This is a genomic window from Geodermatophilus sabuli, from assembly GCF_900215145.1.
Classification (GTDB): domain Bacteria; phylum Actinomycetota; class Actinomycetes; order Mycobacteriales; family Geodermatophilaceae; genus Geodermatophilus; species Geodermatophilus sabuli.
Genome location: NZ_OBDO01000016.1, coordinates 25,092 through 45,478 on the forward strand (window position 1 = coordinate 25,092; position 20,387 = coordinate 45,478).

At 76.3% G+C, this 20,387-nt stretch carries 21 protein-coding genes; 8 read left to right on the forward strand and 13 right to left on the reverse strand.

All coding sequences use genetic code 11. The features are described 5' to 3' along the window. Window positions 1–20: 20 nt before the first annotated feature. On the reverse strand, window positions 21–1,502 hold the full coding sequence (gene mftF / locus CRP39_RS25145) for a mycofactocin biosynthesis glycosyltransferase MftF (RefSeq protein ID WP_097209140.1): 1,482 nt from the start codon (window positions 1,500–1,502) through the stop codon (window positions 21–23). Continuing rightward, window positions 1,499–2,041 (reverse strand): cysteine hydrolase family protein, encoded by a 543-nt coding sequence (locus CRP39_RS25150; protein WP_097209141.1) that lies wholly within the window; start codon window positions 2,039–2,041, stop codon window positions 1,499–1,501. Before CRP39_RS25150 ends, mftF begins: the two co-directional genes overlap by 4 nt. 48 nt (window positions 2,042–2,089) lie before the next feature. Between CRP39_RS25150 and CRP39_RS25155 the strand changes: the two genes are divergently transcribed. Next, a complete protein-coding gene (locus CRP39_RS25155) occupies window positions 2,090–2,857 on the forward strand; it encodes a DUF427 domain-containing protein (protein WP_097209142.1) in 768 nt (255 codons plus the stop codon). Here CRP39_RS25155 and mftE read toward each other — a convergent pair. The 3 genes from mftE to CRP39_RS25170 are packed head-to-tail and all read right to left on the reverse strand — an operon-like array spanning window position 2,854 to window position 5,460. Then, on the reverse strand, window positions 2,854–3,549 hold the full coding sequence (mftE, locus tag CRP39_RS25160) for a mycofactocin biosynthesis peptidyl-dipeptidase MftE (protein ID WP_097209187.1): 696 nt from the start codon (window positions 3,547–3,549) through the stop codon (window positions 2,854–2,856). The genes CRP39_RS25155 and mftE overlap by 4 nt on opposite strands. Window positions 3,550–3,585: 36 nt before the next feature. After that, a complete protein-coding gene (locus tag CRP39_RS25165) occupies window positions 3,586–4,464 on the reverse strand; it encodes an ABC transporter permease (protein ID WP_097209143.1) in 879 nt (292 codons plus the stop codon). 3 nt (window positions 4,465–4,467) lie between these two features. After that, the gene (locus CRP39_RS25170) at window positions 4,468–5,460 is read right to left on the reverse strand and encodes an ATP-binding cassette domain-containing protein (protein WP_216359921.1); all 993 of its coding nucleotides are present in this window, start codon (window positions 5,458–5,460) and stop codon (window positions 4,468–4,470) included. Window positions 5,461–5,498: 38 nt separating this feature from the next. Here CRP39_RS25170 and CRP39_RS25175 point away from each other — a divergent pair, with 38 nt between their 5' ends. After that, complete coding sequence (locus CRP39_RS25175) at window positions 5,499–6,179, forward strand: TetR/AcrR family transcriptional regulator C-terminal domain-containing protein (RefSeq protein ID WP_097209145.1); 681 nt, start codon at window positions 5,499–5,501, stop codon at window positions 6,177–6,179. Window positions 6,180–6,188: 9 nt separating this feature from the next. Here the strand turns inward: CRP39_RS25175 and CRP39_RS25180 are convergent, their stop codons facing one another. Beyond that, window positions 6,189–8,120: a mycofactocin system FadH/OYE family oxidoreductase 2 gene (locus tag CRP39_RS25180; protein ID WP_245854103.1), complete on the reverse strand. Its 1,932-nt coding sequence runs from the start codon at window positions 8,118–8,120 to the stop codon at window positions 6,189–6,191. A gap of 69 nt (window positions 8,121–8,189) precedes the next feature. Here CRP39_RS25180 and CRP39_RS25185 point away from each other — a divergent pair, with 69 nt between their 5' ends. After that, the gene (locus tag CRP39_RS25185) at window positions 8,190–8,567 is read left to right on the forward strand and encodes a YchJ family protein (protein ID WP_097209147.1); all 378 of its coding nucleotides are present in this window, start codon (window positions 8,190–8,192) and stop codon (window positions 8,565–8,567) included. 111 nt (window positions 8,568–8,678) lie between these two features. Further along, window positions 8,679–9,158: a pyridoxamine 5'-phosphate oxidase family protein gene (locus CRP39_RS25190; RefSeq protein ID WP_097209148.1), complete on the forward strand. Its 480-nt coding sequence runs from the start codon at window positions 8,679–8,681 to the stop codon at window positions 9,156–9,158. On the opposite strand, the gene CRP39_RS25195 is transcribed toward CRP39_RS25190, so the two are convergent. The 4 genes from CRP39_RS25195 to mftA are packed head-to-tail and all read right to left on the reverse strand — an operon-like array spanning window position 9,155 to window position 12,816. Further along, window positions 9,155–11,098 (reverse strand): mycofactocin system FadH/OYE family oxidoreductase 1, encoded by a 1,944-nt coding sequence (locus CRP39_RS25195; protein ID WP_342744249.1) that lies wholly within the window; start codon window positions 11,096–11,098, stop codon window positions 9,155–9,157. The genes CRP39_RS25190 and CRP39_RS25195 overlap by 4 nt on opposite strands. Beyond that, window positions 11,059–12,291 (reverse strand): mycofactocin radical SAM maturase, encoded by a 1,233-nt coding sequence (mftC, locus tag CRP39_RS25200; RefSeq protein WP_097209149.1) that lies wholly within the window; start codon window positions 12,289–12,291, stop codon window positions 11,059–11,061. The genes CRP39_RS25195 and mftC overlap by 40 nt, the downstream gene beginning before the upstream one ends. A 52-nt stretch (window positions 12,292–12,343) precedes the next feature. Then, window positions 12,344–12,670, reverse strand: a complete 327-nt coding sequence (gene mftB / locus CRP39_RS25205) for a mycofactocin biosynthesis chaperone MftB (protein WP_097209189.1) — start codon at window positions 12,668–12,670, stop codon at window positions 12,344–12,346. Between the two features lie 32 nt (window positions 12,671–12,702). Next, on the reverse strand, window positions 12,703–12,816 hold the full coding sequence (gene mftA / locus CRP39_RS25210; RefSeq protein WP_097209150.1) for a mycofactocin precursor MftA: 114 nt from the start codon (window positions 12,814–12,816) through the stop codon (window positions 12,703–12,705). 195 nt (window positions 12,817–13,011) lie between these two features. Between mftA and mftR the strand changes: the two genes are divergently transcribed. Beyond that, entirely contained in the window at window positions 13,012–13,605 is a 594-nt protein-coding gene (gene mftR / locus CRP39_RS25215; RefSeq protein WP_172442632.1) for a mycofactocin system transcriptional regulator, read from the forward strand. Window positions 13,606–13,724: 119 nt separating this feature from the next. On the opposite strand, the gene CRP39_RS25220 is transcribed toward mftR, so the two are convergent. Next, window positions 13,725–14,927, reverse strand: a complete 1,203-nt coding sequence (locus CRP39_RS25220; RefSeq protein ID WP_097209151.1) for a cysteine desulfurase-like protein — start codon at window positions 14,925–14,927, stop codon at window positions 13,725–13,727. Window positions 14,928–14,986: 59 nt separating this feature from the next. After that, window positions 14,987–16,426, reverse strand: a complete 1,440-nt coding sequence (locus CRP39_RS25225) for a bifunctional 3-(3-hydroxy-phenyl)propionate/3-hydroxycinnamic acid hydroxylase (protein ID WP_097209152.1) — start codon at window positions 16,424–16,426, stop codon at window positions 14,987–14,989. Window positions 16,427–16,575: 149 nt separating this feature from the next. Here CRP39_RS25225 and CRP39_RS25230 point away from each other — a divergent pair, with 149 nt between their 5' ends. The 3 genes from CRP39_RS25230 to CRP39_RS25240 all read left to right on the forward strand — a co-directional run bounded on the left by CRP39_RS25230 (window position 16,576) and on the right by CRP39_RS25240 (window position 19,806). Beyond that, on the forward strand, window positions 16,576–17,703 hold the full coding sequence (locus tag CRP39_RS25230; protein ID WP_097209153.1) for an NDMA-dependent alcohol dehydrogenase: 1,128 nt from the start codon (window positions 16,576–16,578) through the stop codon (window positions 17,701–17,703). Between the two features lie 142 nt (window positions 17,704–17,845). Continuing rightward, window positions 17,846–18,751, forward strand: coding sequence for an AAA family ATPase (locus CRP39_RS25235; RefSeq protein ID WP_245854105.1), 906 nt, complete (start codon window positions 17,846–17,848; stop codon window positions 18,749–18,751). Between the two features lie 119 nt (window positions 18,752–18,870). Then, the gene (locus tag CRP39_RS25240; RefSeq protein ID WP_245854106.1) at window positions 18,871–19,806 is read left to right on the forward strand and encodes a vWA domain-containing protein; all 936 of its coding nucleotides are present in this window, start codon (window positions 18,871–18,873) and stop codon (window positions 19,804–19,806) included. 13 nt (window positions 19,807–19,819) lie between these two features. Here the strand turns inward: CRP39_RS25240 and CRP39_RS25245 are convergent, their stop codons facing one another. After that, the gene (locus tag CRP39_RS25245; protein ID WP_245854107.1) at window positions 19,820–20,293 is read right to left on the reverse strand and encodes an MOSC domain-containing protein; all 474 of its coding nucleotides are present in this window, start codon (window positions 20,291–20,293) and stop codon (window positions 19,820–19,822) included. Window positions 20,294–20,387 lie beyond the last annotated feature (94 nt).

Consider the following 20,387-nt stretch of genomic DNA (forward strand, 5'->3'; position numbering starts at 1 on the left):
GTTTCCACCAGGCAGGGCGCTCAGCGGGCGGCGGGACGGCGGGCCGGCCCCAGCGGCGGCGGGGTGGCGGGCAGGAGGGCGCGGGGGTCGCGGGCGCGCAGGGCGCCGGCCCACAGCCCGGTGCCGTAGGCGAGGTCCTCGAGCCGGCGGGCGGCGGCGAACCGGAGCGGGCCCACCTCCCGCCGGTGCGGCCACCAGGCGAGGACGGCGTCGACGGCAGCGGCCGCGAGCACCGTCCGGCGGGCGCGCCGGGAGACCACCGCCGCGGCCAGCGCGAGCGGCCAGTGGTGGCGGGTCGCGCTGCGGGCGAGGGTGCGTCCGGCCGCGGCGCTGCCCCGCAGCACGAGGGCGGCGGCCAGGCCGAGCGGCGGGCGCTCCCCGGGCCGGGCGAGGCGCCGGGCCAGCCGGCCGGTGGCGACGGCGAGCGCCGCACCGGCGGCGGCGACCGCGGGCCGCCGGCCGGTCAGGGCCAGCCCCCAGGCCAGCGCCGACCAGGGCGAGACGACGACGGGGGCGACCGCGGCGCCGTGCCGGGCGGCCAGCAGCGCCGCCCCGGTGCCGTAGAAGGCGCGGCGGCGCAGCCACTCCCCGGTCGCCGACGGGTGCTCGTGGGCGACCTCGGCCGCGGGCTCGTAGCGCACCCGCCAGCCGGCCGCGGCCAGCCGCCAGACGAGGTCGACGTCCTCGGCCACCCGCATGGTCTCGTCGAAGCCCGGGCCGAGGGCCGCGCGGCGGGCCAGCAGCGCGGCGCTGGGCACGTAGGAGACCGCCGTCCCGGCGGCCACCGGCGCGGGGTGCGGCCCCATGTCCAGTGCGCTGACCGCCGCCTCGTAGCGGTCCACCCACCCACCCGGGGCCGGGGACGGCCGGGCGTTCCCCGGCCGGAGGGCGGTGATGCGCGGGGCGACCAGGGCCAGCCGCGGGTCGGCCGCGTGCCGGGCGAGCACCGCGGCCCACCCGGGGCGCGGCACGCAGTCGGAGTCCAGGAAGGCGACCAGGTCGGTGGCGGCCGAGTCCAGCCCGGCGTTGCGGGCGGCCGCCGGGCCCCGGCTGGCCTCGTGCCGGAGCACCCGCGCACCGTGGCGCGCCGCGACCGACGCGAGCCCGGCCGCGTCGGCGGAGCCGTCGTCCACCACGACGACCGGCGCCGCAGCGGTGGCCGGGTCGGCCCGCAGCGCGGCCAGCAGCCGGTCGACCTCGGCCGGCCGGTCCTTGACGGGGACGACGACGGTGAGGTCGACCGCCCCGTCCCCGGGGAGGTCCGGGTGGGCGAGGCCGGCGTCGAGCAGCCGGGCGGCCAGCGCCGCGGTGGCCGCGTCCCCGACGACGATCCGGTCGCCGCGGAGCAGGTCCCGGGCCCTCGGCAGCAGGCGGAGCAGCCGCAGCGGGGAGCCGCCGAGCAGCGCCGTCCCGCCGTCCCGCCGGCGGGTTCGCGGGTCGAGCCGGACGGCGAAGCCGTCGGGGAGCCGGTCGGGGGGCGGCGCCGGGATGGCGGGCGTCATCCCTCCGCGAGGACCTCGGCGGTCGTGGTCACCTCGACCAGGGGCGCGTAGCAACCGAGGATCCGCATGGTGTCGTCGTGGGCCTCGTCGCTGGCGCCGGCGCACGCGTCGGAGACCACCCGCACCGGGACGCCGGCGTCGGCCGCGGGCAGCACGGTGGACAGCACGCAGCAGTCGGTGGCGACGCCGGCGACGGTGACCGGCCCCTCGCCGACCAGCTCGGCGACGTCGGGCACCCACTTGCCGAAGGTCGGGGCGTCGACGACGGGGTGCTCGCCCGGGTCCTCGGACAGCTGGAACAGCGGGATGGCGTGCGCCTCGGTGAAGTAGGAGTACTCCTCGTAGTAGTCCACCCACGCCCCGACCGGCTTCTCGGGCACCACGAACCGGGTGAAGACCACGCGCTCGCCGAAGGCCTCCACCAGCGTCCGGATGCGCGGCCGGATCTCGTCGAACCGGGGCGTGGTCCACGGTGAGGTGGTGTCGCGGAAGACCTCCTGGTAGTCGACGACGACCAGCCATCCCTCGGGCGCTGCCATGCTCTCGACACTAACGACCGCCCGGAGGACACCCGCCGAGGAGGCCTCGTGCCCGAGTACCCGCAGTCGCTCGTCCCCGCCGGCTCCGTCGCGCCCGCGCCGCGGCGCGTCCGTGCCGTCCTCGCCGGCCGGACGGTCCTGGACACCGTGCGCGCCCGGTACGTGTGGGAGTGGCCGCCCTACCCCCAGTACTACGTCCCGCTGGCCGACGTCGACACCTCGCTGCTGCTCGACGAGGGCACGTCGGAGCAGACCCCGCGCGGAACGGCCCGGCACGCGGCGCTGGTCGTGGGCGACGTGCACCGGCCCGGCGCGGCCGCACTCCACGGTGCCGACGCCCCGGAACAGCTCCGGGACACCGTGCGCTTCGAGTGGTCGGCGCTGGACGCATGGTTCGAGGAGGACGAGGAGGTCTTCGTGCACCCCCGCAACCCCTACGCGCGGGTCGACGCGGTGCGCTCCACCCGCCACGTGCGCGTCGAGCTCGACGGCGTCGTGCTCGCCGAGTCCGGCGCACCGGTCATGGTCTTCGAGACCGGGCTGCCCCCGCGCACCTACTTCCCCCGCTCGGCGGTCGACTCCACCCACCTCGTGCCCAGCACGACCCGGACGCAGTGCCCGTACAAGGGCCACACCAGCGCGTACTGGTCGGTCGAGGTCGGTGGCACCGTCCACCCCGACCTGGCGTGGTCCTACGACTTCCCCACCCGTGACGTGCTCCCGATCGCCGGGATGGTGGCCTTCTTCGACGAGAAGGTCGACGTCGTGGTCGACGGGCAGCGCCAGGAGCGGCCGCACACCCCGTTCTCCGACTAACCGCGCAGCCGCCCCGCGGGGTCGACGTCCCAGGTCCGGACGGCGGCGGCGAGCCGGGCGGCCATGGTCGCCAGCAGCTGCGCGCCCTCCGCGGCCGAGGCCCCCGCCGGGTCGCCGAGCACCCCGGTCGGGCTCACCCCGCGCACCCCCTCGGCCCGCAGCCGCGGCAACAGCTCGGCGATGGGGGTCGTGTCCCCCGCGACGGCCCGGCCGGCGCGGACCAGCGCTGGTTCCACGTGCAACACCAGTGAGGTCTCGGTGCGCCCGGCGTGCGCGTCGGCCCCGGGGACGCCGCACGGGAACCAGGCGACGTCCCGCCCCTCGGAGCGCAGCTGCCGCCCGGCGGTCCGCAGCGCGTCGAGGTTGCCCCCGTGACCGTTGACCAGCACCAGGCGGCCGGCCCACCGGCAGGCCGAGCGGCCGTACTCCACGAGCAGGCCGGTGAGCGCCTCGGTGCCGATGGAGATCGTCCCGGGGAAGCCCTCGTGCTCGCCGCTGGCGCCGTACGCGAGGGCAGGGGCGAGCAGTGCGCCGTCCAGGTCGCCGGCCGCGGCCTCGGCCACCGTGCAGGCCACCGTGGTGTCGGTGGCCAGCGGGAGGTGGTGGCCGTGCTGCTCGACCGCGCCGAGCGGCACGAGCAGCAGTGGACGCTCGGGGAGCTCGGGCCACACGGCACCGGCGAGGGACGTCACCGGCCCCACCCTATGGGCGGCCCGGGCGGGGTCCGCTCACTCCGTCGTCCTGAACACCCGCGCCGCCAGCGTGACCAGTCCCAGGGTGATGACGGCGACGGTGAGCAGCTGGACACCCACCGGCACCTCCCAGCCCCACCAGGTGAGCACCGGCAGCAGCCGCTGCTGCTCCTCGGCGGTCAGCGACAGGTGCGACAGCGTGAGGTGCCGCATCGGCTGGACGACGTAGGTCAGCGGGTTGAGGCGGGTCAGGACGGCGAGCCAGTCCGGCAGCCCGGAGACGGGGAACAGCGCCCCCGACAGGAACATCATCGGCATGATCAGCAGCTGGCTGACCGGCATCGCCGTTTGGATGGTCTTGATCCGGGTGGACAGCAGCACGCCGAGCGCGGTCAGCAGCAGCGACCCGAGGAACAGGCACCCCACCAGCGCGAGCAGCAGGGTCGGGGAGTAGGGGATGCCGACGGTGCCGACCAGGGCCAGCAGGACCAGGCTCTGCGCGGTGGCGACGACGGCCCCGCCCAGGCACTTGCCCCAGATGATCGCGCTGCGGGAGATCGGCGCGACCATCATCTCGCGCAGGAAGCCGAACTCCCGGTCCCAGACCAGCGAGATGCCGGCGAACGCCGCGGTGAACAGCACCGACGTCGCCAGGACGCCGGGGAACAGGAAGGTCTGGAAGCTGACGTCGCCCCCGGTGTCGACGATGCTGGCCAGCCCGGTGCCCATCACGAAGATGAACAGGACCGGCTGCAGCAGCATGGTCAGCATCCGGGCGCGGTCCTGGCGCAGCCGGGTCAGTTCGCGACGCATGACGACCCAGGTCGCCCGCAGTTCGTGGGCCAGGTCGCTGCGCACCTCGCCCAGCGGCGCGGGGGCGGGGGTCGCCGTGACGGCGGTCTCGCGGGTCGTCATGTCTCATCGCCTCCCGGCGAACGGGGACCCCGCCGGGCCGGCGCCCTCGGAGTCGCGGATGGTGCGGCCGGTGTAGGTGAGGAAGACGTCGTCCAGGCTGGGCCGGGTCACGGTCACCGAGCGGATGCCGACGCCGAGCTCGGTGAACAGCCGGGGCACGACCTGGGCGCCCTCGGCGACGGCGAGGGTCACCTGCCCCTCGTGGACGCCGGCCTCGACACCCAGCCGCTCCCGGATCCGGGCGATGGCCAACTCGTCGTCGTCGGTGCGCAGGGCGATCCGGTCGGTGCCGATGCTGGACTTCAGCGCCTCCGGGGTGTCCTCCACGACGACCTCGCCGTTGTCCATGATCGCGATCCGGTCGCAGTGCTCGGCCTCGTCCATGTAGTGCGTGGTGACGAAGACGGTGATCTCCGTCGTCCGCCGCAGGTCGTGCAGGTAGGCCCAGATCGCGGCGCGGGTCTGCGGGTCCAGGCCGATGGTGGGCTCGTCGAGGAAGAGCACCTGCGGGGCGTGCACCAGGCCGCGGGCGATCTCCAGGCGGCGCTTCATGCCGCCGGAGAACTTCTGGACGGTGTCCGAGCGACGGTCGGCCAGCGCGACCATCTCCAGCACCTCGTCGATCCGCCGGTCGGCGTCGGCCCGGGACAGCCCGTAGAGCTCGGCGTGGAAGCGGAGGTTCTGCTCGGCGGTGAGCTGCAGGTCCAGCGTCTGCTGCTGGAACACCAGGCCGATGCGCCGGCGCACCTGGTCCCGCTCGCGGACGACGTCGTAGCCGGCGACCCGGGCGGTGCCGGAGGTGGGGTTCCGGATGGTGCACAGCATCTCGATGGTCGTGGACTTGCCTGCACCGTTCGGGCCGAGGAAGCCGTAGGTCTGCCCCGTCTCCACCCGCAGGTCGATGCCCTTGACCGCCTCGACCACGGTGTCGCCGGTCTTGTAGCGCTTGGTCAGCCCGGTCACCTCGATGGCGGGCCCGTTCACGGCGTCAGACACGGCGGGAACAGTTCTCTAACGGCGTTAGAGTGTCAAGCGTGAATCCCGAGGCGGCGACGGAGCGGGCGCCGGTGACCCGCGAGGCGGTGGTCGACGCGGCGCTGGCGTTGCTCGCCGACGGCGGCCTGGAGGCGGTGTCCTTCCGGCGGATCGCCGCCCGGCTGGGCGTCTCCGGCCCGACCCTGTACTGGCACGTCGACAACAAGCGCCAGCTCATGGACCTCATGGCCGAGGAACTGTTCCGCCGGGCCGGCGTCGACCACGCAGCACCGGCGCCCGGCCAGCCGTGGTGGGAGTGGCTGCGGGAGGACGCCCGGGCGATGTTCGCCGCGCTCGTCGGCACGCGCGACGCGCCCCGCGTGCTGGCCGGCAACCGGCCCGGGCGGGAGAGCCTGGCGCGGATCGAGCGGTCCCTGGGCGTCCTGGTCGAGGCGGGGCTCACGCCGGGTGGGGCCCAGCACGTGCTGTTCGCGATCGGCTCGTACGTGATCGGCAGCGCGACCGAGTGGCAGGCGGAGGCCGAGCGCAGCCGCACCACCCCGCTTCCCGGAGCCGACGACGAGGACGCCAACGCGCGGCGGGCGGAGGTCCTCGCCGACCAGCCCGTGCTGCTCGCCGCGATCACCGAGGTGCTCGGCCAGCCGCACGAGACGACGTTCGAGTTCGGCCTGGACCTGATCATCGAGGGGCTGCGGGCCCGCTACGCGCCGGACGCCTGACCCCGGCGATCACAGCGCCGCGCCCACCCGCTCGCCGTCCAGGGTGGCCGCCGAGGCCCGCCGCGGCGCCAGGCAGTCCCCGACCCGGTGCACCTCCAGGCCGCTGTCGGCCAGGGCGCGCCACAGTTCGTCGTCGGCCCGGGCGGGCGTGGCCGCGACGACCCAGTCGACGGTGCGCTCCTCCCGCGTGCCGGTCGGGTGGTGCAGCAGCCGGACGACCCGCCCCTCGACGCCCTCGACCACGCGGTCGGTGCTCTGCCGGATGCCGAGCTCGGTCGCGCGCCGCCGCCAGCGGGGCGCGTCCAGTGTCAGCCCGAGGTCCTGCCCGACGACCATCGCCGCCGTCGTCACCTCGACGGTGCAGCCGCGGCCGGCCAGCAACTCGGCGACCGACGGCGCCGCGGAGGCACCCAGGTCGTCGACGACGAGGACGTCGCCGGTCGGGGCGACCCGGCCGGCCAGCACGTCCCGGACGTCGACCACCCGCTCGCCCGGACCCGCCCACGCCGGACGGGCGGGGCGGGCACCGGTGGCGAGCACGACGGCGTCGGGCGCCTCGGCTCGGACCAGCTCCGCCGTGGCGCGGACCCCCGTGCGGACCTCCACCCCCGCCCGCGCGCACTCGGCCGCCAGGTCGTCCACCAGGGGCCGCAGCCCGTGCCGGCCGGGGGCGGACGCCGCGAGCACGACCGCGCCGCCCGTCGCGGCCGCCCGCTCCAGGAGGGTCACCGCGTGGCCCCGCTGCGCGGCGGTGGCGGCCGCACGGAGCCCGGCCGGGCCGCCGCCGACGACGAGCACCCGCCGCCGCCGGACCGGGGTCGGCAGCGGCGCCTCGCGGCCGGCGCGCGGGTTGGTCACGCAGCCCAGGGGTCGGTTGAGGCCCACCCGGCCCACGCACTCCTGGTTGCAGCCCAGGCAGGTGCGGATCTCACCGGCCCGCCCGCCGAACGCCTTGGCCGCGAACTCCGGGTCGGCGATCTGCCCGCGGGCGACGCCGACCAGGTCGCAGTCGCCGTCGGCCAGCGCCCGCTCGGCCTGCTCCGGCGTGAGGAACCGGCCGACGCCGATGACCGGCACCCCGGCGGCGGCGCGGATCGCGGCGGAGACGGGACGCGCGTAGCCGGGCGGGGTGGTCATCGGCGGGATGACGCGCTCCAGGGTCGCCGTCGCGACGCCGACCGTGGTGCTCACGTAGTCGACGAGGCCGCGGCCGCCCAGCAACCCGGCGGTGGCGGCGGCCTCGGCGAGCGTCGTCCCGCCGTCCACGGCCTCGTCGCCGGCGAGGCGGACGCCGAGCGCGCGGCCGGGCCCGATCGCCTCCCGGACCGCGGTGAGCACCTCCACGAGGAAGCGGGCACGGCCCGCCAGCTCGCCGCCGTAGCCGTCAGTCCGCCGGTTGGTGGCGCGGGAGAGGAACTGGCGGGCGAGGGAGGACTGCGAGGCCTGGACCTCGACGCCGTCGAAGCCGCCGAGGACGCAGCGGGCGGCGACGTCGGCGTAGCCGGCGACCAGCCGCGCGATCTCCGCGGTGGACACCTCGCGCGGGACCTCGCGGAACAGCGGGTCGGGCACCGCCGACGGCGCGCTGACCGGCGCCCGGGTGTGCCGGCCGTCGGACTGGCCGCCGTTGTGGTTGAGCTGGGCGAACACCAGCGCCCCGTGCGCGTGGACGGCGTCGGTGACCCGGCGGTAGCCGGGCACGACCGCGGGGTCGTACCCGCGGAGGAGCTTCTCGTAGGGCCGGTCGGCGGGGTCCGTCGACGACTCCTCGACCACGACCAGCCCGGCTCCTCCGGCCGCCCGCGCGCCGTAGTAGGCGGCGTGCCGCTCGGTGGGCAGTCCGTCGACGGCGTAGTTGGTGAGATGGGCAGGGAAGACGACCCGGTTGGGGAGGGTCACCGGCCCCACGCGCAGCGGGGCCACCAGCCGCTCGAAGCCCACCCGCACCTCCTCGTCCGGTCTCCCGCGCCCGCGCCCGCCGAAGAGTAGGCGGCCGGGGAGACTCGGCCCATGGCTCCTCGACGCTGCCCCTGCGGAACCGGGCTGCCGTACGCCGAGTGCTGCGGCCGGCTGCACGACGGGACGACGGCCGCGGGCACCGCCGAGCAGCTGATGCGGTCGCGGTACAGCGCGTTCGCCGTCGGGGACGCGGCCTACCTGCTGGCCACCTGGCACCCGGCCACCCGGCCGGCGTCGCTGGAGCTGGACCCGTCGGTGCGCTGGACCGGCCTGGACGTGATCGGCGTCACCGGCGGTGGGCTGCTGGCGCGGGAGGCGACGGTGGAGTTCCGCGCCTGGTACCGGCACGACGGGGACACCGGCAGCCGGCACGAGGTGAGCCGGTTCGTCCGCGAGGACGGCGCCTGGCGCTACGTCGACGCCGTCTGACGGCCCGCCGCCGCGGTTCCGGACCGACGGCGTCCGCGACGTCCGGTGTCGGCGCGCCCCCGGCGGGGCAGGGAGGGAGGGACACCCGTTCCCGCCCGACGAGAGGACGCCATGACCACCGAGGACACCCGCAAGGTCGCCGAGCTGATCAAGGGGGAGCGGTTCGCCTTCCTCACCACCGTCGCCCCCGAGGGGAAACTGACCAGCCGCCCCATGACGCTGCAGGAGGTCGAGTTCGACGGCGACCTGTGGTTCTTCGCCGAGCGCGGCAGCGACTGGCTGACCCACATCGCCACCTCCCCGCAGGTCAACGTCGGCGTGGGGTCCGGAGGCACCTGGGTGTCGCTCACCGGGCACGCCTCGGTCGTGGACGACGTGGCGAAGAAGAAGGAGCTGTGGAACAGCGGGGTCGAGGCCTGGCTGCCGCAGGGTCCCGAGGACCCCTCCGCCGTGCTGATCAAGGTCGACGCCGACTCGGCGGAGTACTGGGACACCCCGGGTGGCCGCCTGGCGACCGCCTTCAGCTTCGTGAAGGCCAAGGCCACCGGGGAGCGCATGGAGGCCGGCGAGAGCCACAAGGTCGACCTCTAGGCCACCGGCGGCCGCGGCTCCTCCGGCCGCCGCTCCCCCGGCCACCCCTCCAGCACCGCCCGCGCCGCGCGCCGGCCCTCGAGCACGGCCTCGAGCACGGTGCGCGGCGCGACGACGTCCCCGGCGGGGACCGTCGCGTCCGGCGCCGTCCCGGGCAGCGGCGGTGCGGCGTCCACCACGACCGCGCAGGGCACCCGGCGCTCGGCGCCGGTCCAGCGGTCGGCGAGCACCGCGACGCCGCCACCGGCGGCGCGGAGGACGCACCCGGTCTCGCGCCGGACCCCAGCGCGCAGCAGGCGCGTGTTGGCCGGCGCGAGGTCACCGGCCAGCCGCACGCCGACGACCTCGTCCGGCGTGACCACGGTGACCTCGCGACCGGCCGCGGCGAGCAGCTCCGCCACCCCCGTGCCGGCCGGCCCGCCGGCGGGATCGTGCACGACCACGGGCCCCGGCGGTGGGTCGGTGCCGGCCAGCACGTCCGCGGCCAGGAGCAGCCACGCGTCGTCGGCGACGTCGAACCCCGGCGGGCGGGGCCGGGCCCCGGTGGCGACGACGTCGCCGTCGTCCGCCGTGACACCCAGCTCGACACGCACCCCGAGCCGCCGCACCTCCCCCTCCAGCCAGTCGGCGAGGTCGGCGAAGCGCGCGCGCCCGGGCAGCGCGGCGACCAGCCGCAGCCCGCCCCCGAGCCGGCCGGAGCGCTCGACGAGCCGGACGTCGGCACCCGCCCCGGCCAGCACGCGGGCGGCCTCCAGCCCGGCCGGGCCCCCGCCGACGACGGTCACCCGCCGCCCGGCGCCGGCGGGGACGCCCGCCGGCTCCCCGGTCTCGTGGCCGCTGCGGGGGTCGGCCACGCAGCTGACCGGCGGGTTGCGGACGTCGAGCACCTGGCAGGCCTGGTTGCACAGCGTGCACGGGCGCACCGGGACGCCGGCCCGGGTCCTGGCCACCAGGTCGGCGTCGGCGATCTGGGCGCGGGTCATCTCCGCCGCGTCGGCGACACCTCCGGCGAGGGCGGCCTCCGCGGCGGCGACGTCCACCACCGAGCCCTGCAGCACCACCGGCGTCCCGCCGGCCGCCGCCCGTACCGCCGCGGTGAGCTCGCGGTTGGAGCCGGGCGCGGTGTGCCCGTCGGGCCGGTACGCCGAGGCGGCCAGGCCGCTGCCGCGGACCACGACCAGCAGGTCCACCAGCGGGGCCAGCTCGGCCACGGCGGTGACCGCGGACGCCGGGGTGATCCCGGCCCACGGTGCCTGCTCGTCGCAGGACAGCCGCAGCGCCAGCACCCGGCCGGACCCCAGGTCCGCGCGGACGGCGGCCAGCACCTCGCGCAGCAGCCGCAGCCGGTCGGTGCCGTGGACGTCGGTGCGGGTGTTGGTGAGGCCGGAGGCGAACTGGCGCAGCAGCGCCCGTGGGCCGGCGTCGACCTCCACCCCGTCGAGGTCGGCGGCCACCGCGGTGCGGGTCGCGGCCCGGAACCCGGCGACGAGCGCGGCGATCTCGGCCGGCGCCATCTCCGCGGGCACCTCGCGGGTGACGACGTCCGGCACCGCCGACGGCCCCCACAGCGCCGCCCGGGTGTGCGCGCTGGTCCCCTGCGCCCCGGTGTGCCCCAGCGAGGCGAGCACGAGCGCACCGGAGGGCCGGCACGCGGCGACGACGTCGGCCCAGCCCGGGCCACAGTCGGCGGCCAGCGGCGCGCGCTCGTAGGGGTGGTCCGACTCGTGCACCGACGCGGTCTCGGTGACCACGATCCCGCAGCCGCCCACGGCGCGGCGGGCGTAGTAGGCGACGTGCCGCTCCGACAGCGACCGGCCGTGGCCGAGGTTGGTCTCGTGCGGGCCGAACAGCACCCGGGAGGGCGCCGTCCGGCCCGCCAGGACCAGCGGCTCGAGCAGCCTCAGCGCAGGTCGAGCCCGGCCAGGGGGGACTCGTCGCAGATCTTCGCCGGGATGCTGGGCATGCCCAGCAGCGTGGGCTGGCCGCGGACCGGCCCCTTGTGCGAGTGGTCGATGTGGCTCTTCGGCGTGACCAGGTCGAGGTCGCGGGCGGCCAGGGCGCTCTCGCCGTAGCCCTGCACGCACTCCGGGTCCGGGCCGTCCAGCGGCAGGCCGGTGAAGAACTTGGCCGCCATGCAGCCGCCCCGGCAGGCGTCGAAGTGGGCGCACTTGGTGCAGGCGCCGCCGGTCTGCGGGCTGCGCAGCTCGGCGAAGAGCTCCGACTGCTGCCACACCCGCTGGAAGCCGCCCTCGTCGCGGACGTTGCCGGCGAGGAAGTTCTCGTGGATGGCGAACGGGCAGGCGTAGACGTCACCCACCGGGTCGATCAGGCAGACGACCCGGCCCGCGCCGCACAGGTTCAGCCCGGGCAGGGCCTCGCCGAACGCCGACAGGTGGAAGAAGGAGTCACCGGTCAGGACGTTGTCGCCGTTGGTCAGCAGCCAGGAGTAGAGGTCCTTCTGCTGCTGCTGGGTCGGGTGCAGCTCGTCCCAGACGTCGGCGCCCCGGCCGGACGGGCGCAGCCGGGTGATCCGCAGCTGGGCGCCGAAGGAGTCGGTCAGCGCCTTGAACGCGTCGAGCTGCCCGGCGTTCTCGCGGGTGACGACGACGGAGACCTTGAAGTCCTTCATCCCGGCCTCGGCCAGGTTCTCCAGGGCCCGGATGGCGGTGGCGTACGAGCCGGTGCCGCGGACCCGGTCGTTGACCTCGGCGGTCGCGCCGTCGAGGGAGATCTGCACGTCGACGTAGTCGGTGCGGGCCAGCTGCGCGGCGCGGGTCTTGTCCAGCTTCACGCCGTTGGTGGAGAACTTGACGCCGACGTCGTGGCCGATGGCGTAGTCGAGCAGGTGCCAGAAGTCCGGGCGGACCGTGGGCTCGCCGCCGCCGACGTTGACGTAGAAGACCTGCATGCGCTGCAGCTCGTCGATGACCGCCTCGGCCTCGGCGGTGGACAGCTCGCGCGGGTCCCGCCGTCCCGAGGAGGACAGGCAGTGCGCGCACGCCAGGTTGCAGGCGTAGGTGAGTTCCCACGTCAGGCAGATCGGCGCGTCCAGCCCGTACTCGAACTGGTCGATCAGGCGCCCGCCGACGGGGCGCTCGGGCGCGGGCGTGCGGGGCGGCAGGACGGCCGTCACCGCGGGTCCCCCGCGGCGTCGTGGAGCGGAGCGGAGCAACGTCGTCGGGTGCTCATGTGGAACTCTCCCGGAGTTCGATCATCTGCGAACGTGCGAGGTCGGCCAGCGCCTTGACGTAGGCGGCCCGCTGGGCCTCGGGGACCCCGCACGCGACGAGGGTGGCCAGGGCGCTGGGGTGCTCGGCCAGCGTCTCGACGACGGTGACCAGCGTCTTCGACTTCAGGAACGACAGCTTCCGGTTGCCGAAGTGGTAGACCAGCGCACCGAACGGCTCGGGGCGGAGCGCCACCGAGCGGGCCCGCCGCCAGGGCAGCGACGGGTCGAAGGCGGGCCCGGGAGCGCCGGAGCCCGGAGGTGGAGCGGCGCCGGCGTCGCTCATCGGCTCAGCCGGCGCCGCGACGGGGGCGTCGATCAGTACACCCCGCACATGCCGTCGATGGAGACCTCCTCGACGAGCGACTCCTCGACCAGGGTCTCCTCGGCAGCCGGGGCCTCGGTGGCCTGGGTGTCGGTGGTCTCGGGCATGGCGCCTCCTGTGATCGGGATTACCAACGTGGGGTGGACGTTAGTGACACCCAGTGCCACCGGCAACACCGGGGGGCGGACACGCCGCGCAGGTCAGCGCCGTGCAACCGGCCGGCACGCACCCCGGAGGCCCCGTCCGGGGGACGCGGCGCGCAGACCGCCCGGACGGTCGCTCCCGTGGCCCAAGATGTACCCGTGACCACCCTGCTGCCCGACGCGCGCGCGGACACCCGTGCCCGGATCGAGCAGGCCGCCCTCGAGCTGTTCGCCCGCACCGGGTTCGAGCAGGTCACCACCGACGAGATCGCCGACGCCGCCGGCATCAGCCGCCGCACGTTCTTCCGCTACTTCGCCACCAAGGCCGACGCGGTGTGGGGCGACTTCGCCTCCCACGTGGAGCGGCTCGAGCAGCTGCTCGGGGCGGCGCGGCCAGACCAGCCGGTCCTCGCCTCCATCTGCGCGGCCTACGTCGAGGTCAACGACTACTCGGCGGCCGACCTGCCGATGCTGCGCCAGCGGATGGCGCTCATCCTGGGCGAGCCGGCGCTGCAGGCGCACTCGCAGGTGCGGTACGCCGACGTCGACCGGGTGGTCGCCGAGTACGTCGCCCGGCGCAGCGGGGAGCGGCCCGACGCGCTGCTCCCGCGCCTGGTGGCCACCACCACGCGGGCGGCGGCGACGACGGCGTTCGAGGTGTGGCTGGCCGGCGGGACGACGTCCCTCGGCGACGACCTGCACGCCGCCTTCGACCAGCTCGCCGCCGGCTTCCCCACCCTGCGCACCGCCTGACGCCCCGTCGGTGACGAGCAGCCGAGCTGCCCGTCACCGGGGGTGGCCCCCACCCAGAACCGGGTCGTCATGTCATGGCCCTCGTGCGTGAGGTCGTGGCAGCGGGACCACGGGTCCGCTCAGGCGGCGAGCCACTCCCCCAGGCCGGCCAGCAGGCGGTCGACGTCCGCGTCGTCGTTGTAGGGCGCCAGCCCCACCCGCAGGCCCCCGGCGTCGCCGAGCCCCAGCCACCGGGACGCCTCGATGGCGTAGAACGAGCCCGCGGGGGCGTTGACCCCGCGCTCGGCGAGGAAACGGTACCCGTCGGCGGCGTCCCGCCCCTCGAAGGTCATCAGCAGGGTGGGCGTGCGCCGCCGCGCCCGCGACCACACCGTGACACCGGGCAGGGCGCGGACGCCGTCCTCGATGCGCTCCCGCAGCCGGTCCTCGTGCTCCTCCACCGCGGCCATCCCGACCTCGAGCCGCGCCCGCCGGTCCCCCTCCGGACCGCCGAGGCCGGCCAGGAAGTCCACCGCCGCGGTGGTGCCGGCGAGCAGCTCGTAGGGCAGCGTGCCCAGCTCGAACCGCTCCGGGACGGCGTCGGTGGAGGGCAGCAGCTTGTCCGGTCGCAACGTCTCCAGCAACGCGGGTGCGGCGACGACGCAGCCGCAGTGCGGGCCGAGGAACTTGTAGGGCGAGCAGGCGTAGAGGTCGGCACCGAGCGCGGCGACGTCGACCGCGGCGTGCGCGGTGAGGTGCACGCCGTCGACGTACGTGAGCGCTCCGGCGTCGTGGGCCTGCGCGGTGATCGTGGCGAGGTCGGGCCGGGTGCCGATGAGGTTGGACGCCCCGGTGACCGCGACCAGCCGGGTGCGCTCGGAGAGGACGGCGGCGACGGCCTCGGGCGCGAGCTCACCGGTGGCCGGGTCGAACCCGGCCCAGCGGACCGTCGCCCCGCGGGCTGCGGCGGCCTGCACCCACGGCCGGACGTTGGCGTCGTGGTCCAGCCGGGTCACCACCACCTCGTCGCCCGGGCCCCACCCGGCCGACAGCACGCGGGAGAGGTCGTAGGTCAGCTGGGTGGCGCTGCGGCCGAAGACGACCCCGCCGGGGTCGCCGGCGACCAGGTCGGCCACCGCCCGGCGCGCCGCGAGGACGACGTCGTCGGCGTTCCGCTCGGCCTGCGTCACCCGGCCGCGGTTGGCGATCGGCGCGGTCAGGGTGGCCGCGACCGCCGCGGCGACCGACTCGGGGACCTGCGAGCCGCCCGGCCCGTCGAAGTGCGCGGCGCCGGCACGCAGGGCGGGGAAGCAGGCACGGACGGCCTCGACGTCGTAGCTCACCGCGACAGCATGCCCAGACCACCGCCGCCCCCTGCCACCGGCCGTCGTCGGGGCGGTCGTCAGCGGGCCGACGCGACGATCCGGTCGGGCCGGACGACGACGGTGGTCGCCCGCGCACCGCGCAGCCAGGCGGTGAGGACGCCGTCGACATCGGCCACCGCGACCTCCGCACCGCCCGCCGGCCGCACCGCCACCCGCCCCGGCGCGAGCAGCCGCAGCCGCGCCGCCCCGTGGCCGAGCACGTCGTCCACCGGGCACCGCCGCCCGCCGGCCGCCACCGGGGCGCGGGGCAGCAGGGTGCCGGCCAGCCGCCGTCCGGCCCGGCCGCGGCGCACCACGAGCGGGCCCGGGCGCAGCGGCGGCGTCCGGCTGTCGGTGGCGAACGCCGCGACCGCCGGGACCCGGCCGACGGCGGCCAGCAGCGCCCGCCGCAGCACCGCCCCGCCGACGCCGCCGCCGGTCATGAGCCGGCCGACCAGGAGCGCCAGGCGCACCAGCGCCCGGGCGTGCGGTGCGCGCTCGGCCTGGTGGGTGTCGAGCAGGCGGTCGTCGGCCGCGCCGGTGAGCACCGCGGCCAGCTTCCAGGCCAGCTGGTGGACGTCGCGCAGCCCGAGCCCCAGCCCCTGGCCGATGAACGGCGGGGTGAGGTGGGCGGCGTCCCCGGCCAGCAGCACCCGGCCCGCCCGCCAGCGGTCGGCGACCTGCGCCCGGTACACGTACTCCGCGACGCGCACCACCTCCGCGCCGTCCGCACCGGCGGGGGCCAGCAGCGCCGGGAGCGCCTCGGCCAGCGCCTCGCGGCTCTCCCCCGGCCGCAGCCGGAACTCCCAGCGGTAGCGGTCCCCGGCGACCGGCATGAACGTCGCGGGCCGGTGCGGGTCGCAGACCTGGTGCACCCCGTTCCAGACCGGCAGCGGCGCGGCCGAGCGGAGGTCGGCGACCAGCCAGCGGTCGGGGCGCCCGAGGTCGGTCATGGCGGCCCCGATGAGCCCGCGCACCGTGCTGTTCGCGCCGTCGCAGCCGAGCACCGCGGCCGCGGGCAGGTCCGACGGCTCGCCGCCGCCCGACGGCCGCACGGTGACCCCGCCGTCTCGGGCCAGCCCCACCACCTCGACGCCGGTCCGCAGGCCGATGCCCGGCGCCGCCGCCACGGCGGCCAGCAGCGCCGCCTCCAGGTCGGGCTGGTGGAACATCGACCCCTGCGGCCAGCCGTGCGCGCCGGCGGACGGCGAGCGGCGGAACTCGGCGAGGGTGCGCAACCGGCCGTCCAGCAGCCGCAGCCCGCTCATCGGCCGGCTCGCCCGCAGGAACGCCTCGGCGACCCCGGCGTCGGCCAGCGCCCGCAACGCCTCGTCGTCCAGGTGCACCGCGCGCGGCCGGGCGTAGGGAGCCGGCTGCCGCTCGAGGACCAGCACGGACAGCCCGCGGCGGGCCATCAGCAGGGCCGCGGTGAGCCCCACCGGCCCGGCGCCGACGACGACCACCGGCGCCCCTGACACGGCTCCAGTCTCCCAGTGAGCGGAAGCCGGGGTAGCGGCAATGTTGCACATCGCTTCCCCTGGTGTGAGGCACGTCATAACGTGCCGGTCACGGTCATGCACCCTGCATGCAAGCAGCCCTCGACGGCGAGGGCGACGAGGAGGTCACTGTGCCCGTGAACACCCGCGGCGCGATCCTGCGCTCAGCTCCCGGCAAGTGGGAGGTCACCGACCTGGTCGCGGACGACCCGCGCCAGGGCGAACTCCAGGTCAAGTTGGCGGCGTCCGGTCTGTGCCACTCGGACGACCACATCGCCACCGGCGACATGACGGTCGGCCACTACCCGTTCCTCGGCGGCCACGAGGGCGCCGGCGTCGTCACGGCGGTCGGCCCCGGCACCCCGGGCTTCAAGGAGGGCGACCACGTCGTCTTCTCGTTCCTGCCCGGCTGCGGCCGCTGTCGCTACTGCGCCAACGGTCAGCAGTACATCTGCGACTCCGGCGCCAACCTGCTCGTCGGCTCGCGGTGGGACGACGCGGAGAGCTTCCGCTTCCAGACCTCCGATGGCACGCCGGTCGGCCAGATGTGCGGCCTGGGCACCTTCGCCGAGGTGACCACGGTCGACGTCCGCTCGACGGTGAAGATCCCCGACGACATCCCGCTGGACGTCGCCTGCCTCGTCGGCTGCGGCGTCGGCACCGGCTGGGGCACGGCGGTCCAGGCCGGCGAGGTCAAGGCCGGCGACACGGTCATCGTCATGGGGATCGGCGGCATCGGCATCAACGCGGTGCAGGGCGCCTCGAACGCCGGGGCGAGCCACGTCATCGCCGTCGACCCGGTCGCCTTCAAGCGCGAGAAGGCGATGGAGCTCGGCGCCACCCACGCCTTCGAGAGCATCGAGGAGGCCGCCGAGTTCGGCCGCAGCGTCACCAACGGCCAGGGCGCGGACAAGGTGCTGATCACCGTCGGCATCCTGAAGGGCGAGCACGTCGCCCAGGGTGTCGAGGCGCTCGGCAAGGGCGGGCGGGTCGTCATCACCGGTCTCGGAGACCTCACCGACGTGGGGATCCCGATCAACCCCAGCATGCTCGCGCTGTTCACCAAGGAGATCCGCGGCGCGCTGTTCGGCGACCAGAACCCCAGCGCCGACATGCTCAAGATGCTGCGGCTCTACCAGGAGGGCCAGATCAAGCTCGACGAGCTGATCACCAACCGCTACAAGCTCGACGACGTCAACCAGGGCTACGAGGACATGAAGGCCGGCAAGAACATCCGCGGCGTCATCATCTACGACTGAGGAAGGACCACCCTTCCCCCCGCGCCTCGCAGGCTCGGCGCGGGTCCCTGAAGGGTGGCCGTTCCAGCACGTCACCGGGGCCGGGGCGTCCCCCTCTCTGCGGGGGCGCCCCGGTCGCGCGTCCCCCACCCGAAGGAGAACCGTGAGCACCACCACCGCCCGGCGGCTCGACGTCACCGGCATGGTCCGGGTCGCCCGTGAGCGGGTCGTCGCCCGCATCCGCGAGGCCGAGGTCGTGGCCGCCGCCCTGTCGGCCGGCCGCAACGTCCTCCTGGAGGGCCCGCCCGGCACCGGCAAGACGACGCTGCTGCGCTCCCTGGCCGACGGCGCGGGCGTGCCCCTGGTGCTGGTGGAGGGCAACGCCGAGCTCACCCCCACCCGGCTGGTCGGCCACCACGACGCCTCACGGGTGCTCACCGAGGACTACCGCGCCGAGAACTTCGTGCCCGGCCCGCTCACCCGGGCGATGACCGACGGCGCGATCCTCTACGTCGAGGAGTTCAACCGGGTGCCCGAGGAGACGATGAACGTCCTCCTCGGCGTCCTGTCCGAGCGCGAGATGCACGTGCCGCGGTTCGGCCGGGTGAGCGCCCGTCCCACGTTCCGGCTGGTCGCGGCGATGAACCCGTTCGACGCCGTCGGCACCGCCCGGGTCACCCCCGCGCTCTACGACCGCTCCTGCCGGGTCGCCATGGGCTACCAGGACGAGGAGGCCGAGCTGTCCGTCGTCGCGACGGCCACCGGCGGCCCCGAGGCGCTCGTCGCCCAGGCGGTGCGGACCGTCCGGATCACCCGCGACCACCCCGAGCTGCGGATCGGCTCCTCGGTGCGCGGCGCCATCGACACCGTGCTCATCGCGCTGGAGCTGGCGACCGTCCGCGGGCAGACGGCCACCTCCGACGACCCGATCGATGAGAGCACCGGCGTCGACGCCGCGCTGGCCGCCCTCACCGGCAAGGTCACCCTCGCCGACGGCACGGCCCGCCCCGTGGAGGACGTCGTCGCCGACATCTGGCACCGGGCGGGTGAGGAGCTGGGAAAAGCCTGACGCCCGAGGAGTCGGGCGCCCCCGCCGACGAGGCCGAGCCACCGCCGCCTCCGCCGCCCCCGCCCGGTCCGGGCGGCCTCCAGGACCCGCCCGGCCGCCGCCCGCCGCAGCCCGCGCCGGTGGAGGACGCCGATGACGTCGAGCAGATGCTCAAGCAGCACGCCGCCCGCAAGGCCGGCCGCGACGAGCTCGCCCGGGCGCACCCGGACTTCCAGCAGGTCTCCCCGCAGCTCGGTGAGCTGGACGAGGAGGCGATGGCCGACCTCACCGCGCGCGACCCCGACGCCGCCAACCGGCTGCTCACCGCCATGGGCCGGGCCTTCGACCCCGGGCTGCGGGCGGCCGCGCGGGCGCTGGCCTGCCGGCTGCCGGTGGGCACCCCGCGGGCCGGCGTCCCCGACCGCTCCGGCACCCGCCGCGTGGTGACCCGCCGCGACGACACCGGCAGCGACATCGACCTCGACGCCACCCTGGCCGCCCGCGGCGCGGAGCCGCACTGGCGGGCCGAGCACCTGCACACCCGCGGCTGGCGCTCGACCGGCCGGGCCTGCGTGCTGCTCGTCGACGCCTCCGGGTCGGTGGCCGGCGACGAGCTGTCGGTCGCCGTCCTCACCGCCTCGGCGCTGGCCCAGCGGATGCGGCCGGGAGACGAGCTGGCCGTGGTGGCGTTCTGGTCGCAGGCGGTGGTGCTGCGGCCGCTGTCGACCGACCCGCGCACCGACGTCGTCATCGACCGGCTGTTCGACCTCGACGGCGGCGGGACGACCGACCTCGACCTGGGGCTGCGCACCGCCGCGGTCCAGCTGGCCCGGTCCCGCGCGGCCGCCCGCGACGTGCTGCTGCTGTCCGACGGCATGCCGACCGACAGCCCCGACCCGCTGCCCGCCGCGGCGGCGCTCGCCCGTGCCGGCGCGCACCTGCACGTGCTCTCGCTGTCCGACGAGCCGGAGTCGGTGGCCAACTGCGCCGCGCTCGCCGCCACGGGCGACGGCCGGGTGGCCCCGCTGCACCGGCCCACCCAGGCGCCGGAGGCGGTGCGCACGGTCCTGGGCTGACCCTCGACTTCGCTCAGCGCGGTCGCGGGGCCAGCGTCACGGCGTCGCCCGCCCGGGCGGGGTCCAGCGGGACGGCGGAGGTGAGGACGGCGGGCCCGAGCCGCAGCACGCCGTCGGACAGCGCGGCGCAGCGCACCCCGCCCCGCCCCCGCAGCCCGCGGTGCGCCCCAGGTGCGAGGACGACGTCCATCCACGCGCACGGGTTCGCCGGCCGGCCGCCGCGCAGCCGCACCGCGCCGGTGCCGCTGTCGAGGGCGAACTGCTGCCCGCGCAGCGCCTCCACCTGCGCGCCGCGCAGGACGACGGTGCGCCGGGTCAGCAGCGGGTCGAACGGCGGCACCCCGAGCTCGGCGGCCAGCGCCTCCAGGCCCTCGACGGCGAGCACGGTGAGCTGGGCGTCGCGGTGGGCCGGGCGGCCGGCGTAGCGGTCACCCACCACGCCGTAGCCGGTGCGCACCTCGATCTCCGCCCGCCGGTCGTCGTCCACCGGGGGGACGGCACCGCCGGGCCGGCCGTCGTAGCGGTGCACCGGGGAGGCGAGCAGCCCGACGACCTCGACGTCGTACCGGTACGGCAGGGCG

What these genes read in the sequence shown, in the direction of transcription:
- mftF (WP_097209140.1), bottom strand. Translation starts at nt 1,502, where the DNA reads ATGACGCCCGCCATCCCGGCGCCGCCCCCCGACCGGCTCCCCGACGGC.
- CRP39_RS25150 (WP_097209141.1), bottom strand. Translation starts at nt 2,041, where the DNA reads ATGGCAGCGCCCGAGGGATGGCTGGTCGTCGTCGACTACCAGGAGGTC.
- CRP39_RS25165 (WP_097209143.1), bottom strand. Translation starts at nt 4,464, where the DNA reads ATGACGACCCGCGAGACCGCCGTCACGGCGACCCCCGCCCCCGCGCCG.
- CRP39_RS25185 (WP_097209147.1), top strand. Translation starts at nt 8,190, where the DNA reads ATGGCTCCTCGACGCTGCCCCTGCGGAACCGGGCTGCCGTACGCCGAG.
- CRP39_RS25190 (WP_097209148.1), top strand. Translation starts at nt 8,679, where the DNA reads ATGACCACCGAGGACACCCGCAAGGTCGCCGAGCTGATCAAGGGGGAG.
- mftB (WP_097209189.1), bottom strand. Translation starts at nt 12,670, where the DNA reads ATGAGCGACGCCGGCGCCGCTCCACCTCCGGGCTCCGGCGCTCCCGGG.
- mftA (WP_097209150.1), bottom strand. Translation starts at nt 12,816, where the DNA reads ATGCCCGAGACCACCGACACCCAGGCCACCGAGGCCCCGGCTGCCGAG.